The organism is Enterococcus sp. DIV0840, assembly GCF_050527835.1.
In the GTDB taxonomy this organism is placed as follows: Bacteria; Bacillota; Bacilli; order Lactobacillales; family Enterococcaceae; genus Enterococcus_L; species Enterococcus_L ureasiticus.
Map to the genome: position 1 here is coordinate 3,525,180 of NZ_CP172876.1, position 16,962 is coordinate 3,542,141.

General features: G+C 38.5%; 12 protein-coding genes. 5 read left to right on the top strand and 7 right to left on the bottom strand.

Going from position 1 to position 16,962, the window contains the following annotated elements; all coding sequences use genetic code 11:
- Window positions 1–38: 38 nt before the first annotated feature.
- The 3 genes from IGL98_RS16830 to IGL98_RS16840 form a co-directional block, all read right to left on the bottom strand.
- Entirely contained in the window at window positions 39–527 is a 489-nt protein-coding gene (locus IGL98_RS16830) for a Dps family protein (protein ID WP_206911403.1), read from the bottom strand.
- A 120-nt stretch (window positions 528–647) separates the two neighbouring features.
- Window positions 648–1,385, bottom strand: coding sequence for a DUF5105 domain-containing protein (locus tag IGL98_RS16835; RefSeq protein WP_206844151.1), 738 nt, complete (start codon window positions 1,383–1,385; stop codon window positions 648–650).
- A 61-nt stretch (window positions 1,386–1,446) separates the two neighbouring features.
- A complete protein-coding gene (locus tag IGL98_RS16840; RefSeq protein WP_206844148.1) occupies window positions 1,447–2,976 on the bottom strand; it encodes a gluconokinase in 1,530 nt (509 codons plus the stop codon).
- A 100-nt stretch (window positions 2,977–3,076) separates the two neighbouring features.
- Between IGL98_RS16840 and IGL98_RS16845 the strand changes: the two genes are divergently transcribed.
- The gene (locus tag IGL98_RS16845; RefSeq protein WP_206844145.1) at window positions 3,077–3,763 is read left to right on the top strand and encodes a prepilin peptidase; all 687 of its coding nucleotides are present in this window, start codon (window positions 3,077–3,079) and stop codon (window positions 3,761–3,763) included.
- A gap of 47 nt (window positions 3,764–3,810) precedes the next feature.
- On the opposite strand, the gene msrA is transcribed toward IGL98_RS16845, so the two are convergent.
- Window positions 3,811–4,341, bottom strand: coding sequence for a peptide-methionine (S)-S-oxide reductase MsrA (gene msrA / locus IGL98_RS16850; protein ID WP_206844142.1), 531 nt, complete (start codon window positions 4,339–4,341; stop codon window positions 3,811–3,813).
- Between the two features lie 140 nt (window positions 4,342–4,481).
- Between msrA and IGL98_RS16855 the strand changes: the two genes are divergently transcribed.
- Window positions 4,482–5,201, top strand: coding sequence for a glucosamine-6-phosphate deaminase (locus tag IGL98_RS16855; protein WP_206911404.1), 720 nt, complete (start codon window positions 4,482–4,484; stop codon window positions 5,199–5,201).
- A 48-nt stretch (window positions 5,202–5,249) separates the two neighbouring features.
- Here IGL98_RS16855 and rpoC read toward each other — a convergent pair whose 3' ends face one another.
- The 3 genes from rpoC to IGL98_RS16870 form a co-directional block, all read right to left on the bottom strand.
- Window positions 5,250–8,903 (bottom strand): DNA-directed RNA polymerase subunit beta', encoded by a 3,654-nt coding sequence (rpoC, locus tag IGL98_RS16860; RefSeq protein ID WP_277989039.1) that lies wholly within the window; start codon window positions 8,901–8,903, stop codon window positions 5,250–5,252.
- 164 nt (window positions 8,904–9,067) lie between these two features.
- Window positions 9,068–12,685 carry a DNA-directed RNA polymerase subunit beta gene (gene rpoB / locus IGL98_RS16865; protein ID WP_069653464.1) on the bottom strand — a complete coding sequence of 1,206 codons (3,618 nt, stop codon included), beginning with the start codon at window positions 12,683–12,685 and terminating at the stop codon, window positions 9,068–9,070.
- Window positions 12,686–13,049: 364 nt separating this feature from the next.
- A complete protein-coding gene (locus IGL98_RS16870) occupies window positions 13,050–13,622 on the bottom strand; it encodes a polymer-forming cytoskeletal protein (protein WP_206844136.1) in 573 nt (190 codons plus the stop codon).
- Between the two features lie 520 nt (window positions 13,623–14,142).
- Between IGL98_RS16870 and IGL98_RS16875 the strand changes: the two genes are divergently transcribed.
- The 3 genes from IGL98_RS16875 (at window position 14,143) to IGL98_RS16885 (ending at window position 16,945) form a co-directional block, all read left to right on the top strand.
- Entirely contained in the window at window positions 14,143–15,120 is a 978-nt protein-coding gene (locus tag IGL98_RS16875) for an ABC transporter substrate-binding protein (protein ID WP_206844133.1), read from the top strand.
- 71 nt (window positions 15,121–15,191) lie between these two features.
- Window positions 15,192–16,142, top strand: a complete 951-nt coding sequence (locus tag IGL98_RS16880) for an ABC transporter permease (protein ID WP_206844128.1) — start codon at window positions 15,192–15,194, stop codon at window positions 16,140–16,142.
- Entirely contained in the window at window positions 16,142–16,945 is an 804-nt protein-coding gene (locus IGL98_RS16885) for an ABC transporter ATP-binding protein (RefSeq protein ID WP_206911405.1), read from the top strand. Before IGL98_RS16880 ends, IGL98_RS16885 begins: the two co-directional genes overlap by 1 nt.
- The last annotated feature ends 17 nt before the right edge of the window (window positions 16,946–16,962 follow it).

Consider the following 16,962-nt stretch of genomic DNA (forward strand, 5'->3'; position numbering starts at 1 on the left):
TAGTAAACTATCTTCCATAAGCTTTCAAATTCTGTTGGTTAACGAGTTTTTGCACGTGAATCTGCATCAATACCAGGTGCTTTACCTAATTTTGCTTGCAACATCCAAATATTTTTCTCGATATCTGTTTTGTTTGCAATAAAGATATCTTGTGTAGAATCGTCGCCTTCTTCACCAGACACTTCAATTCCTTTTTGATATAAATCTGCTAAATAGCGGTAGCCTTCTACTAATTTTTCCATACGTTCAGGAATTGTACGTTCATATGTGCCGATTTCATCTTCAATACCAGTATGGTCAGCAAATTCTTGTAATGTTGAGTAAGGTGCGCCATCTAGCGTAATCAAACGTTCAGAAATAACGTCTAATTGGTCATTGATTTGGTCCATATATTCGTCCATTTTAGGGTGCAATGTCAAGAATTCTGCGCCACGCATATACCAGTGTGTTTGGTGGATCACCACTGAAAACTGGCTTAGATCCGCAACTAGTTGGTTTAATACTTCTTTAGTTTGTTCAAATTTCATTATACATCATCCTCCTAAATTTTTATCTACACTTAATTGTAGTACGAAACGGTAAAAAAGTACACTAAAATCTTCATTTTTAAAACATTTCTCATTTAATAATAATTATAAACTAGATCATTAATTACTATTAGGTATTGATACCGTGTCCAATGAATCGATAATCTCTTTAGCAACTTCATTTAATGCTTCTTGCAATTCTTTATTCATCGTATCTGTATCTTTTGAACCAGAAATGAACGCCATAAACAAATTAGATACAGCAGTTTTTTGATTATCCGGCACAAACCACTTTCCTTTTTCTTTCTCTAAATGTAATTTCATTTCAACTGGATCTGTTTTGATTTTAATCGATTTGACCCGCTCTTCTAAAATAGAAAACGTCGCATCCAATGTTTTTTGCTCATCCTTGGCTATTTCAGGTTCAGCTAAGGTCTCTTTTACCAGCTGCCTTGTCATCTCCTGCATCGCACTCACTAAGTCCAATCCAGTTACATAATAAGAAATTGTTGCACCAGTTTTTGTTTCATCTATTTGAACGATTTTATAGGTTGCTTTTTCTCTTGCTTGCTGTAAAAGTTCGTTTGTTAACTGATCTGCTTCTTTTTCCGGAACCTTTGCTCCTGTAGAGGATAATCCTTTGGCAAAATTTTCTTCAAAAGTTTTACTATTTTCATCTAGTTCTTTTCCAACTCGTTTACCATCACGAAACTCTTTGGCAAACTTACTCTCTTCTTTTTGATAAACTAAACGATCAACGAACAACATTCCAGCATCTTCTGCTGAGATCCCTTTAGATCCACAACTTGTCAGAAAAATTCCCGCTAAAAGCAAAGAGATGATCCATGACTTCTTCATTTCCTTTCCTCCGTTCTCTTACTACTAGTAAAGCAAGTTCAGCCTTATTTGTCAAAAAAATTTATTCTAAATCTGCTCTTAATTTCGCTAGCTGGTGATAACTGGCAGATATTTGCTGCTGAGTTGTTATAAATAGTGGATAAATCTGTTGATAAACTTCATAGTTCTCATTATTAGGTTCTACTATTTCATAAATCTCAACTTGTTCACAAGCTGTTTTCAAGTCTGAAATTATCCCTAGACTTTGCCAGCCTAATAAGACAGCCCCTAAAGCTGAAGCCTCAATACTTTCAGTTAACGAAAGCTTATAACCAAAAACATCCGCCATCACTTTTTTAAAAACCTCTGAATCAGCAAAACCGCCTGTCGCTCGAATTTCTTTCACTGTTCCGCCTAACTCTTCTAATTCTGTTAAAATGCGCTTCATGTTCAAACAAATTCCTTCAACCACAGCACGCATCATTATTTTGTCATCATGATTTCTCTTTAAACCAATGAAGCTACCTGCTGCTTCTGCATTCCACAATGGTGCGCGCTCTCCAAGTAAATACGGATGAAACAGCAACCCCTTAGCTCCAGCTGGCGTTCCTTTTACTAGCTCCATTACCTTATCATAAGGATTTTCCCCAGCTTTACGTGCTTCGTTTTGAACTTCTTTCAATAAATTTTCACAAGCCCAATCAAAAATTCCAGCTCCATTACTTGTCGCGCCCCCAATAACCCAATGATTTTCATCTAGAACACAGCAGAAGGTTTCTGCTTGTGGATGAGTACAAGGCCGATCAACAATATAACGTAAAGCTCCACTTGTTCCAACAGTCAGTGTAGCCGTTCCTTTTGCCATTGCACCCAATCCTAAATTGGATAATGGCCCATCTGCTCCGCCCAACACAAAAACTGTTTTTGTAGACAAGCCCAATTGCTCTAACCATTCAGCTCTTAAACCTATTAATTGGTGAGTCGGTTTAACCAACAATGGCAACTGTTCAGTTGTGATCCCCATCTCCGATAAAGCCTGCTGATCCCAAATAAGATCATGAATATTTAAAAATCCAGTCCCAGAAGCTGTGCTGATATCCGTGATATATTGGTCGAATAATCGATAATATACATACTCTTTCATCCCAATGAATTTCTCTGCTTGCTTGTAAATTTCCGGAAATTCTTCTTTTAGCCAACGAATCTTATGAAAAGGCGTCATAGGATGCATCGGTAATCCTGTATTTTGATACATCGTTTTTCCTAAAGCTGTATCCTTTAACTCTTCCGCATATTTTTCTGCACGGTTATCCGCCCAAGTGATAACCCGAGTCAGTGGTTGATTATTTTTATCCATGACAATCAACCCATGCATCGCCGTAGAAAAAGATATCAGCGAAATTTCAAGCGGATGCACTGCACTTACCACTTGCTTGATACACGTAATAACTGCTTGAAAAATCTGCTCCACATCTTGTTCTGCCATACCTTCTGTTTCCTGAATGAGTGAATACCGAACGTATGCCGATGTCTGAACCTTTCCATCCTCACTAAAAGCGACAGCCTTTGTCTGCGTTGTGCCAATATCCACACCAATTGCTATTTTTTCCATCTTCTCGCCTCATTTCTCACTTTCATTATTCCTAATAAAAAAAGAATTGTCTAGTTAAAAAAGCGTTTAATTGCGTATTTGTTTATGAAAGGAGATTTTTATGTTGATCATTTATTTTATTTTTGGTAGTGTTATTGGTTCGTTTCTTTGTCTAGTAGCCGAGCGAATTCCCATCAGAAAATCTATCTTATATCCTGCTTCTCATTGTTCTCATTGCCAGACTAGGTTAGCAGTTCTTGAATTAATTCCGATTATTTCTATTATTTTTCTACGTTTTCGTTGTCGCTATTGCGGGTTCAAATTATCATCAATTTATTTTTACAGCGAAATAATTTGCGGATTGCTTTGTTTTTTTGTAGCTTTTAAATCTATTTCTCCGTTGTATTCTCTTTGCTTTTTATTTACAGCAGTTACGTTATCTTTAACAGACATTTTCTATTTAATCGTTGAGCCTAAAATTTTCTATCCGTTATCCATTTTATTATGTCTCGGACACATTTATTTAGCTTTACCGATTTTTCCTTTCACAAGCATTATTATTTTCTTTAGCTTGCATGCTTTAAACTATATCCTGCCTGATTCCATGGGAGGCGGAGATATTCTCCTGTTAACGGTCTGGGGAGCACTTTTAGGCAGTGAATCCCTTATCTTTTTATTGTTCATTGCCAGCAGTAGTGGCTTACTTTTTCTTTTAGTTTCCCGATATATTTTAAAGAAAAAAATACGACAACTTCCATTTGTACCTTTTTTAACTATCGGACTATTTTTTGTGTTTTTATGTAAATAAATAACGAGACAAAAGTAACATCTGCTTCTGTCTCGTTTTATAAGTTATTAATCTTTCCAATTTTTCCGAATAAATCCAGCACGTCCGGAGCCTTCTTTATACAGGTTATAGTGTATGCTATGTTTCTTATAATAATCTTGATGATAGTCTTCTGCAGGATAAAACCTTTGGGCTGGCTCTATTTTGGTCACGATCGGTTGTGTAAATCGGCCGCTTGCCTGTAATGCAGCTTTCGATTTTTCTGCGATTTCTTTTTGAGTCTCATCTGCATAAAAAATGACTGGACGATAGGAATCGCCCCGATCAGCAAATTGTCCTAGCGCATCAGTTGGGTCTGTTTGTTGCCAATAAGTTTCCACCAGTTTTTCATATGGGATAATCGTTGGGTCATAAGTAATTTCAACGGCTTCTGTGTGTCCCGTCAAACCAGTCGTAACTTGTTCATATGTTGGATTTTCAACATGACCTCCCGTATATCCAGCGACAACTGAAATGATCCCTGGCTGAGTATCAAAAGGTTTGACCATGCACCAGAAACAGCCGCCAGCAAAAATTGCTTTTTCGTAATTGTGTTCCATGATTACTTCACCTCTTCTTTTTCCTTATCATAAGCTGAATAAAAAAATAATGATATTGATTTGCCTGTAGCAAAAAAAATCATTGACCTGGGATGGTTCCCATATGATAAGTTAAACAAAAAGAAGGAGCTGTAAAAAAAATGAAAATCATCATTGAAGAAAACTACGAAAAAATGAGTCGAGTCACTGCAAACATTCTAATTGGTAAAATGCGTCAACAAAAACGAGTTAACTTAGCGATAACTGCTGGTTCAACACCTGTCAAAATGTATGAATACTTGGTTACTGACACAAAGAATAAAGCCTATTTTGACAATGTTCATTATTACAACTTCGATGAGATCCCGTTTAAACAGAGAAGAGGATATGGCGTAACCATGACAAACCTCAATAATCTCTTCTTTAAACCAGCAGAAATTCCTGAAAGCCAAATCCATCCTTTAGACGAAAATAACTACAAAACTCAAGATAAAAGAATTGAACAAGATGGCGGATTAGATTTGATTTTATTAGGTATTGGATCAGATGGACATTATTGTGGAAATCTTCCAGGAACAACCAAATTTGAAGATTTAACCTCTCATGTAAGAGAAGATGCTACTGAAAACATGAAAGATATCTTATTAAGTGAAGTCGGCGGAGATGAGCATGAACGTCCAAACTTTTATGTGACGATGGGACCAAAAAGCGTGATGCAGGCAAAAGAAATTGTGTTATTTGCTACGGGTAAGAAAAAAGCGGCAATCATACAGCGTGCATTCTTTGGTCCAATTACAAACGAAGTCCCAGCTTCCTTATTACAAACCCATCCTAACTTAACAATTGTTTTAGATCAAGACGCTGCATCAGAGCTTTACTAATTAAAAAAAGGCTTGAAATCAATCGATTTCAAGCCTTTTTCTATTTAACTATTTATTCAACTCATTCAAAGCATCTTCAGCAGCCATTTGCGCTTCAATATCAGAGATACTGTAGACATTTTCGCTCGCTACGCCAACTTCTTTTGGTTCCATGTTACGGTAACGGGCCATACCAGTACCAGCTGGGATGATCTTACCGATGATAACATTTTCTTTCAAACCAAGTAATGGGTCTTTTTTACCGCGAATCGCAGCATCTGTTAACACACGAGTCGTTTCTTGGAATGACGCAGCAGATAAGAAACTATTCGTTTCCAATGATGCTTTTGTGATTCCTAGTAAGACTGGACGGCTTGTTGCAGGAACGCCACCAGCTACTAATGTGTCATAGTTACGATCTTTAAATTCAGCGATATCTAGTAATGTACCTGGTAAGATTTCAGTATCACCTGGATCCATGACACGAACTTTACGAAGCATTTGACGAACCATTACCTCAATATGTTTATCACCAATTTCTACGCCTTGCATACGGTAAACACGTTGTACTTCACGCAATAGGTAGTTTTCAACTGATAAAACATCACGAACTTGTAGCAATTGTTTAGGATCGATCGAACCTTCTGTCAATGGCTCACCACGACGGATCGTATCGCCTTCAGCGACTTTCATACGAGCTGTATAAGGAACTGTATACGTACGTGTATCAGTTTTCCCTTTGATCGTTACTTCTTTTTGGCGTGTTGCAGGATCTTCAGAAATATCGATAACTTCACCGGTAACTTCTGTGATGACTGCTTGTCCTTTAGGATTACGTGCTTCAAAGATTTCTTGGACACGAGGTAGACCTTGTGTAATATCATCTCCGGCAACCCCACCTGTATGAAACGTACGCATTGTTAACTGAGTACCAGGTTCACCGATTGATTGAGCAGCAATTGTACCAACGGCTTCACCAACTTCAACACCAGAACCAGTTGCTAAGTTACGGCCGTAACAGTGTTTACATACACCATGTTTCGTGTTACATGTAAATACGGAACGGATCGTTACTGTTTCAACACCAGCATCTACGATTTCTCTTGCAAGATCTTCTGAAATCAGTTGATCTTCGCCGATAATCATTTTGCCAGTTTCAGGATGCATCACTGATTTACGAGTGTAACGTCCTAGTAAACGTTCTTCTAAAGGTTCAATGATTTCATTACCTTCACGAATAGATTGGATAACTAGACCACGGTCTGTACCACAATCGTCTTCACGAATGATAACATCTTGGGCAACGTCAACTAAACGACGAGTCAAGTAACCTGAATCGGCTGTCTTCAAGGCTGTATCGGTCATCCCTTTACGAGCTCCATGGGTAGAGATAAACATTTCCAAAACAGAAAGTCCTTCACGGAAGTTAGAGATGATCGGCAGTTCCATGATACGTCCATTCGGTGCGGCCATAAGTCCACGCATACCAGCAAGCTGAGTAAAGTTGGAGATGTTACCACGGGCTCCTGAATCTGACATCATGAAGATTGGATTTTTAGCATCCATACTTTCAATCAGTTTTTGTTGGATCTCATCTTTGGCTTTGTTCCAAACAGCAATAACACGTTCATAACGTTCGTCATCTGTAATCAGACCACGACGGAATTGTTTCGTAATATTTTCTACTTGTTTGTGCGCATCATCAATGATTTCTTGTTTCTCATGCAATACCATGATATCAGCGATACCAACGGTCATACCAGCATGAGTAGAATGTTTATAACCTAAGTCTTTCATTCTATCAAGCATCTTAGAAGTTTCAGTGATATGGAATCTCTTGAAGACTTCAGCGATGATGTTCCCTAAGTTTTTCTTCTTGAACGGTAAGACTAATTCTTGTTCTTTAATGTGAGCAGGAATGTCTGTACCAGCTTCTACAAAATACTTGTCAGGTGTTTGCACAGTTAAGTTGTAATCTGTCGGCTCATTCAAGTAAGGGAATTCTATAGGCATGATTTCATTAAAGATGATCTTACCTACAGTTGTGATCAAAATACGTTCTTTTTGCCAATCCGTAAACGGTTTGTCGCCAAGTAAAGTTGTTTGAACACCGATACGTGAGTGTAAATGCACATATCCATTACGCCATGCTAAAACAGCTTCGTTCATGTCGCGGAAGATCATGCCTTCCCCTTCACGTCCATCTTCTTCCATCGTTAGGTAATAGTTACCTAAGACCATATCTTGAGAAGGTGTTACAACTGGTTTACCATCTTTTGGATTCAAAATGTTTTGAGCAGCTAACATCAGCATACGTGCTTCTGCTTGTGCTTCTTCATTCAACGGAACGTGAACGGCCATTTGGTCTCCATCAAAATCGGCATTATAAGCTTCACAGACTAATGGGTGAAGACGGATTGCACGACCTTCAACTAATACTGGTTCAAAGGCTTGGATACCAAGTCTGTGTAGCGTAGGTGCTCGGTTAAGCAATACTGGATGCTCTTGAATAACTTCTTCTAAGATATCCCAAACTTCATCTTCTCCGCGTTCGATTTTACGTTTTGCGTTTTTGATGTTTGTTGCGATTTCGCGTTGAACTAATTCACGCATTACAAATGGTTTGAATAATTCAATCGCCATTTCTTTTGGTAAACCACATTGGTACATTTTAAGGTTAGGTCCTACGACGATAACTGAACGACCAGAGTAATCTACACGTTTACCCAATAAGTTTTGACGGAAACGACCTTGTTTCCCTTTCAACATATGAGATAGAGATTTTAATGGACGGTTACCTGGTCCTGTAACAGGACGGCCACGACGACCATTATCGATCAACGCATCGACCGCTTCTTGCAGCATACGTTTTTCATTTTGAACAATGATGTTTGGCGCATTTAAATCTAATAAACGTTTCAAACGGTTGTTACGGTTGATTACACGACGGTATAAGTCATTCAAATCACTTGTCGCAAAACGTCCACCTTCTAATTGAACCATTGGGCGCAAATCTGGTGGAATTACAGGAATAACATCCATAACCATCCAGCTTGGTAAGTTTCCAGAAGCACGGAATGCTTCTAAAATATCTAAACGACGGATCGCACGTGTTCTTTTTTGACCTTGTGCTGTTTTCAAATCTTCTTTCAAACCAGCAACTTCGCCATCTAAATCAACGTTATCCAATAATTGTTTAACAGCTTCTGCACCCATTGCTGCAGTAAAACCTTGACCATATTGATCACGTTTATCGCGATATTCGCGCTCTGTTAATAATTGTTTTTTCTCTAAAGATGTATCTCCAGCATCAATTACCACATAAGATGCAAAGTAAATGATTTCTTCTAAGGCACGAGGACTCATGTCTAATACAAGACCCATACGAGATGGAATACCTTTGAAATACCAGATATGTGAAACAGGTGCTGCTAACTCGATGTGTCCCATACGTTCACGACGAACTTTAGAACGAGTTACTTCTACACCACAACGATCACAAACGATACCTTTATAACGAATACGTTTATATTTTCCACATGCACATTCCCAGTCTTTAGTTGGGCCGAAAATGCGTTCACAGAACAAACCTTCACGTTCAGGTTTTAACGTACGGTAGTTAATCGTTTCGGGTTTCTTTACTTCACCGTAAGACCAGCTTCTGATCTTTTCTGGAGAAGCTAAACCTATTTGCATACTTTCGAATTTATTTACATCGATCAAAAGGGATTCCCTCCATTTCTTGATAGGAAAAGTTAGAGCTGGAAGAAAAATACTGCACTTTTTCTTAAAGTACTTATTTTCTTCCAACAACTGTATCTGTTATCTCTTTAAAATGAGATAGCAAAACACAACTAACTTGACAATTTTAATAAGACTTTTAACAATTAGTCTTTTGTATCTTCAGCAGTTTCAATTTCTTGTTCAAGAACTGCATCAGCAGCTTCTTTTGCTTCAGCTGCTTCTTTTTCTAATTGTTTCGCTGATTGTTGTTCGGCAAATTTTGTTAGGGCATCAACTGTGATCAAGTCATCATCATCGTCATCCATATCACGTAATTCGATTTCTTGTTCTTCAATGTCCAATACGCGCATATCTAATCCAAGTGATTGTAATTCTTTTACCAATACGCGGAATGATTCTGGTACGCCTGGTTTTGGAATTGGTTCACCCTTAACGATTGCTTCGTATGTTTTCACACGACCAACTACGTCATCAGATTTGTACGTTAAGATTTCTTGTAATGTGTAAGCTGCACCATATGCTTCAAGAGCCCATACTTCCATTTCCCCAAAACGTTGTCCACCAAATTGAGCTTTACCTCCAAGTGGTTGTTGGGTAACAAGTGAGTATGGTCCAATAGAACGGGCATGTAATTTATCATCGACCATGTGGGCCAATTTAATCATGTACATCACACCAACAGAGATACGGTTATCAAATGGTTCACCAGTACGTCCGTCATAAAGAACTGTTTTCGCATCACGAGCCATACCCGCTTCACGAACAGTTTCCCAAACGTCATCATCATTGGCGCCATCAAATACTGGTGTTGCAATGTGGATACCTAACTGACGAGCAGCCATACCCAAGTGCAATTCTAGTACTTGTCCGATATTCATACGTGATGGTACCCCTAGTGGGTTCAACATGACATCGATTGGTGTGCCGTCTGGTAAGAATGGCATATCTTCTTCCGGCATAATGCGGGATACAACCCCTTTATTACCGTGACGTCCGGCCATTTTATCGCCTTCGTTGATTTTACGTTTTTGAACGATATACACACGAACTAACATGTTTACGCCTGGAGATAATTCGTCTCCGGCTTCACGAGTAAAGATTTTCACATCATGAACGATCCCGCCGCCACCGTGAGGCACACGTAGAGATGTATCACGAACTTCACGGGCTTTTTCACCAAAGATTGCATGTAGTAAACGTTCTTCAGCAGATAACTCTGTTACCCCTTTAGGCGTTACTTTACCTACTAATAGGTCACCATCTTTGACTTCGGCACCGATACGGATAATTCCCATTTCGTCAAGATCTTTCAAAGCATCTTCCCCGACGTTTGGAATTTCACGCGTGATTTCTTCAGGTCCTAATTTTGTATCGCGAGCTTCTGATTCGTATTCTTCAATATGAATAGAAGTATAGACATCATCTTTCACCAAACGACGGCTCATGATGATCGCATCCTCGTAGTTGTACCCTTCCCAAGTCATGAATCCGACAAGGACATTTTGTCCTAAAGCCATTTCGCCTTCTTCCATAGAAGGTCCATCAGCTAATGTATCGCCTTTTTCAACTTTTTCGCCTAAAAGAACGATTGGACGTTGGTTGTAACTTGTTCCTGAGTTTGAACGACGGAATTTTGTTACCATATATTTATCTAATGCGCCATTATCACGGCGAACGCGTACTTCTGATGCATCCACATATTCAACGACACCATCATGTTTACATAGTAAAGCGGCACCTGAGTCATGTGCTGATTTGTATTCCATACCAGTTCCCACAAGTGGTGAACGAGGTTGGATCAAAGGCACTGCTTGACGTTGCATGTTGGCACCCATCAAGGCACGGTTGGAGTCATCGTTTTCCAAGAAAGGAATACATGCTGTCGCAACTGCTACTACCTGTTTAGGTGAAACATCCATGTAATCGACTCTATCGATCGTTACTTCAAGGTTTTCACTTTGCAGACGGGCCATTACTAATTCTTCAGCGAATGTTCCATCTTCATTTAAGCGTGAGTTTGCTTGCGCTACAATGTAGTGATCCTCTGTGTCAGCAGTTAAGTAATCCACTTGATCGGTTACTTTTCCTGTTGCACGATCAACACGACGATATGGTGTTTCGATAAAACCAAATTTATTGACTTTGGCATAACTTGACAAGCTATTGATCAACCCGATATTTGGTCCCTCAGGTGTTTCGATCGGACACATACGGCCATAATGGGAATAGTGAACGTCTCGAACTTCATAGCCGGCACGATCACGAGTCAAACCACCAGGTCCTAAGGCAGACAGACGACGTTTGTGTGTCAACTCACCTAGAGGATTTGTTTGATCCATGAATTGTGATAACTGAGAAGAACCAAAGAATTCTTTGATACTTGCAACAACTGGACGAATATTGATCAATTGTTGTGGCGTTAATGTTTCAGTATCTTGAATCGACATTCTTTCACGAACCACACGCTCCATACGAGCTAAACCAATACGGAATTGGTTTTGCAGTAATTCACCAACTGAACGAATACGACGATTACCTAAGTGATCGATATCATCTACATTACCGATGTCTTCTTGTAAGTTAAAGAAATAACTCATTGAAGCTACGATATCTGCTGGACGAACAGTTTTCACACTTGTATCAGGATAACCATTACCAATTACGTTAACGATGCGTTCTGGATCTTTTGGAGAAAGAACTTTGATTACTTGAACAGTCATTGGTTCAGTAACCACACCATCTTCACTTGGATAATAGGTTACGCTGTTTAAGCCGTTATCGATATGTTCACCTAATGTTTCCATTACTTGGTGAGTCAATACTGTCCCTTTTTCAACAATGATTTCGCCAGTTTCAGCATCGATCAATGTTTCACCTAAAGTTAGGTTCAATAGACGTGTTTTTAAATCTAATTTTTTGTTGACTTTGTAACGACCAACGTTAGCTAAATCATAACGTTTCGGATCGAAGAAACGAGCATTCAGTAAGTTACGAGAACTGTCTGCTGTTTTCGGTTCGCCAGGTCGAAGACGCTCATAGATGTCTTTCAAGCCTTCTTCAGTACGAGAATCGCTCGCATTTTTGTGCAAATCTTTTTCGATCGTATTACGTAAGCTTAATGTTTCACCGAAAATTTCAAAAATCGTATCATCAGAGCCAAAACCTAAAGCACGAACTAATACAGTCAAAGGAATTTTACGTGTACGGTCGATACGTACGTAAGAAATGTCTTTAGCATCAGTTTCCATCTCTAACCATGCGCCACGGTTAGGGATTACTGTTGAGCCAAAGCCTTCTTTACCATTTTTATCTACTTTTCCATGGAAATAAACACCTGGTGAACGTACTAATTGAGAAACGATAACACGTTCTGCTCCATTGATGATAAATGTTCCCATTTCAGTCATTAGAGGGAAATCACCGAAGAATACTTCTTGTGATTTGATTTCTCCAGATTCACGGTTTGTCAATCGTAGAGTAACATGTAACGGTGCAGAGTAGTTTGCATCGTGTGCGCGCGCTTCTTCCACCGTATACTTAGGTTCTTTTAATTCATAATCCACAAATTCCAAAGATAAATTACCTTGAAAATCATCGATCGGTAAAATGTCCTCAAACATTTCTCTTAGTCCTTCATCTAAAAACCATTGGTAAGAGTCTGTTTGAATCTCGATCAAGTTGGGTAATTCCAACACTTCACTGATCCGGGCGAAACTTCTACGTTCGCGGTGTTTTCCGTATTTTACTACGTGTCCAGCCAAGCTCTTCACTCCTCTAATTAAAAGTCTATCAAAACACTAACCGAAAACATTTCATGAATATTACAAATATTAAATCTCTGTAATATTGAGCATTTTTTGCAGTTTTCAGGCAAAAAAAAACCAAAAATAGAATGTGCTCTTAAAAAATTCTCGTGCGTTTCTACTTTTGTTTCCCTATTAAAAACCGGAGCGGACAATATTTCGCTCCTGCTTTGTCATTTTTCAGATAGTTTTTGCATCTATACATTGTACTTCCTTCTATAGTAAAAGTCAAGGGTTTTCGAAAGCTCAAAAGGACCCAAACTCTTCAAAAAAAGACACTCGATAAACAATCGAGTGCCTTCTTTTTTTCTATGAAACTAGTTTACTGAACAGTCACATCACCAGTTACTTCAGCGCCTTCTTTATCTAGAGTTGCAGAAGTTTTATATTCTTCTTTTTCAAACGTCACTTTACCGTCAACTTTTGTGCCGTTTAAAACAAAGCCATTCGCTTTAACCAAGATATCCCCTTTGATTGTTCCGTTAACGATGTTGAAGTTTTCTGTTTCAACAATTAATTGAGGAACCGTTACTGTATATTCAGCCGTAACTTTTTTATCTGAATCTTGTGCGTATAACGCTAATTTTCTATAAATATCGCCTGTTTTTTCGCCTTTATCGTGGAATTCTCCTGAAACAGTCACATCTTTATCAAAAGTAAGATCTGCTGTTGCTGCAACGATCCAGTTACCATCTTTGCCTAAAGCTTTTTCGATTACTTCTGGTTTGTCACTGATTGAAGCACCACTCACTGCATCTACACTTGAGCTCATTGATGTTTCAGTTTTGCTATCAGAAGAACTATCTTTAGAATCTTTGTTGTCACTGTTACATGCACCCAATACCAATACTGTTGCTGCTAATGTTCCTAATGTGATTAATTTTTTTGAAATCATATACATCCTCCTAATTTTTTACTATTTATTCAGTTAAATAGTAGCATGAAATCGTTTAAATTCACAAAGATATCCATTTTCATTTGATTTATTACGATTAATTTAAAAACTTCACAAGTTTCTTTTATTTAGTTTTATCTTCTTTTTTCTATTTCTGATCATTACGTGAATGTTCAGAAAATTTCAACTAATATGTTGACAGCATACCTACTTTTCCTTTATACTAAACACAATTCAATTTGCGGAGGGATTTTTTATGACATACTCAATCAACGCACAACTGAATAAAGCTTACTTTAGCTACTTTAGATAGTTTTGTATTCATGTAATCGTGGGTACAAACAGCAAAAACCTGTTTTTGTATCTATGATGGCTAGAGCGCTTTGTACTGAACAAACAGCCACCTAGACATTCCTAAGTGGCGAAAGAAGAAGTGTTTACCTACGACTTTTATCAATCCATTTAGGCATATTGTCTGAATGGATTTTTTGTTTTATCAACTATAATTGGAGGAATCAAGATGAAAAAGAAACTAGTAGGACTAAGCATCGTATCAGCAGTAGCATTATTAGCTCTTGGTGCATGCGGCGATGGCAAAAAAGCAGGTAACGGAACAAATAGTGACAATAAAAAAATCGGTGTTTTACAACCTGTTGAACACGGCTCACTTGATGCTGCGTTTGAAGGATTCAAAGAAGGTTTAGCTGATAACGGATTTAAAGATGGTGAAAATCTAACGATCGAATACAGCAATGCCCAAAACGATCAGGCTCAATTAAAAAGCATGAGTGAAAAATTAGTCAAAGGAAAACCAGACCTACTTTTAGGAATTGCAACACCTGCCGCACAATCATTATTGAACGAAACAACAGATATCCCGATTCTAGTCACAGCGGTTACTGACTTAGTCAGCGCAAAATTAGTCAAATCAGATGAAAAACCTGGCGGGAATGTTACTGGAACTACCGATATCGTTCCGATCGACAAACAAATCGCCTTATTATTGTCTATTGTGCCTGACGCTAAAACTGTCGGAATTATGTACAATGCAGGGGAAGCTAACTCTAAAATCCAAGCTGATATGGCGGAAAAAGCTCTAAAAGATTCGGGAATCAAGGTCAAAGTTTTAACGGCAAATTCAACCAATGACGTACAACAAGTAACCACAAGCTTAGCAAAAGATGTTGATGCAATTTATATCCCAACTGACAACACCTTCGCTTCAGCCGCTGCTGTTATCGGTGAAGTAGCCAAAGAACACAAGATTCCTGTTATTGCAGGCTCGATCGAGCAAGTAGAAGAAGGTGGTTTGGCAACTGTGGGAATCGATTATAAATCACTCGGCAAACAAACAGGTGTTATGGCAGCGAAAATTCTAAAAGGTGAAGCAAAACCTGCTGACATGCCTGTTGAAAAAGCGAAAGACTTAGAACTTTTCGTAAACAAAGATATGGCAAAAGCCTTAGACATCGATCCAGAAACTATCAAAGCACCGTAATTGAATTTTCCCCGCATTACAATTAAGAGCTGCGGGGAATACATAAATACTATTGAAAGAAGCTGATTTTATTGTTAGACATACTACTTTCCTCAACCTCTCAAGGTCTTCTTTGGTCTTTACTCGCCATTGGAGTCTTTCTAACTTACCGTATTTTAGATATTGCTGATTTAACAACAGAAGGAAGTTTTCCTTTAGGTGGCGCTGTAGCCGCAGTTATTTTAGCAAAAGATTCTACTACTTGGCCGGAGCCGATCCAGTCCTTATTTGATATTCATTATATGATAGCGCCGGTTTTCGCATTACTTTTTGCCTTTATCGCTGGTATGTTAGCTGGTCTTGTTTCAGGACTTCTCCATACAAAATTAAAAATCCCGGCTTTGTTAGCAGGAATCATCACAATGACTGGACTTTACAGTATCAACTCACGCATTATGGGTGCTCCAAATATTTCATTGATTGGAACAGATTCCATTTTCTCTCATGCTCAGTCATTAGGTTTCACTAAAGTCAACAGTGCAATAGTTGTTGGCTCGATCATTGTACTTTTGGTCATTATTTTACTTGTTCTATTCTTTAAAACTGAAATCGGCTTGGCCACTAGAGCAACTGGTGACAACATCGACATGAGCGAAGCCAACGGAATCAAAACAGATAATATGAAAATCATCGGCTATATGCTTTCAAATGGTTGTATCGCTTTAGCAGGTGCTTTACTCGTACAAAATAATAACTTTGCTGATTTGAATTCCGGTATTGGAACAATCGTTATCGGACTTGCGTCGATCATCATTGCTGAAGTACTCTTTAAAAACAAATCATTAGGTTTGCGTTTGATCACGATTGTGATTGGTGCTATTTTGTACCGATTTATCTTAGCTTGTGTTTTAGAGCTCCGTGTTGACCCTGCTGATTTGAAATTATTCTCAGCGATCATTCTGGTCATCTGTCTCTCTTCACCTTTGATTCAAAAAAAATTAGGTTTTTCTAAACTTGGACAACGCAAAGGAGGCACAAATTAATGCAGCCTGTATTAACAATTAAAAACTTACACCAATATTTTGAACGTGGAACAGTTAATGAAAACCACGTACTAAAAGGAATTGACTTGACTATCAATCAAGGCGAATTTATTACAATTATCGGCGGAAACGGCGCTGGTAAATCTACTCTATTAAACAGCATTGCTGGAACGCTACCGATTGAAGAAGGTCAGTTAGCTTTAAACGGCAAAGACATTACAAAACAACGTGTCGTTGCTCGCTCAAAACAAATCAGCCGTGTTTTCCAAGATCCTAAGATGGGGACCGCTGTTCGTTTAACGGTAGAAGAAAATATGGCACTTGCTATGAAACGTGGGAAAAAACGCGGTTTGGGAAATGGTGTTCGCAAAAATGACCGCAATTTCTTCAAAGAACAATTAGCCAGCTTGAATCTAGGGCTAGAAAATCGTTTAAGCGCAGAAATTGGTTTATTATCTGGCGGACAGCGTCAAGCGATTACTTTACTGATGGCTACCTTGATTCGCCCAGAATTGATTTTGCTAGACGAACATACTGCAGCACTTGATCCTAAAACGTCGATCACCGTCATGGAACTGACTGAAAAGTTGATCCAAGAGCAAAATTTAACGGCATTTATGGTGACACACGATATGGAAGACGCCATTCGTTATGGCAATCGTCTAATTATGCTGCACCAAGGACAAGTCGTGGTAGATGTACCTACCGAGCAGAAAAAAGATTTAACGGTTAACGAACTAATGGAAATGTTCCATAAAAATAGCGGCACTGAATTAAAAGACGATCAATTATTATTAGTTTAAATAGAAAAATGCACCCA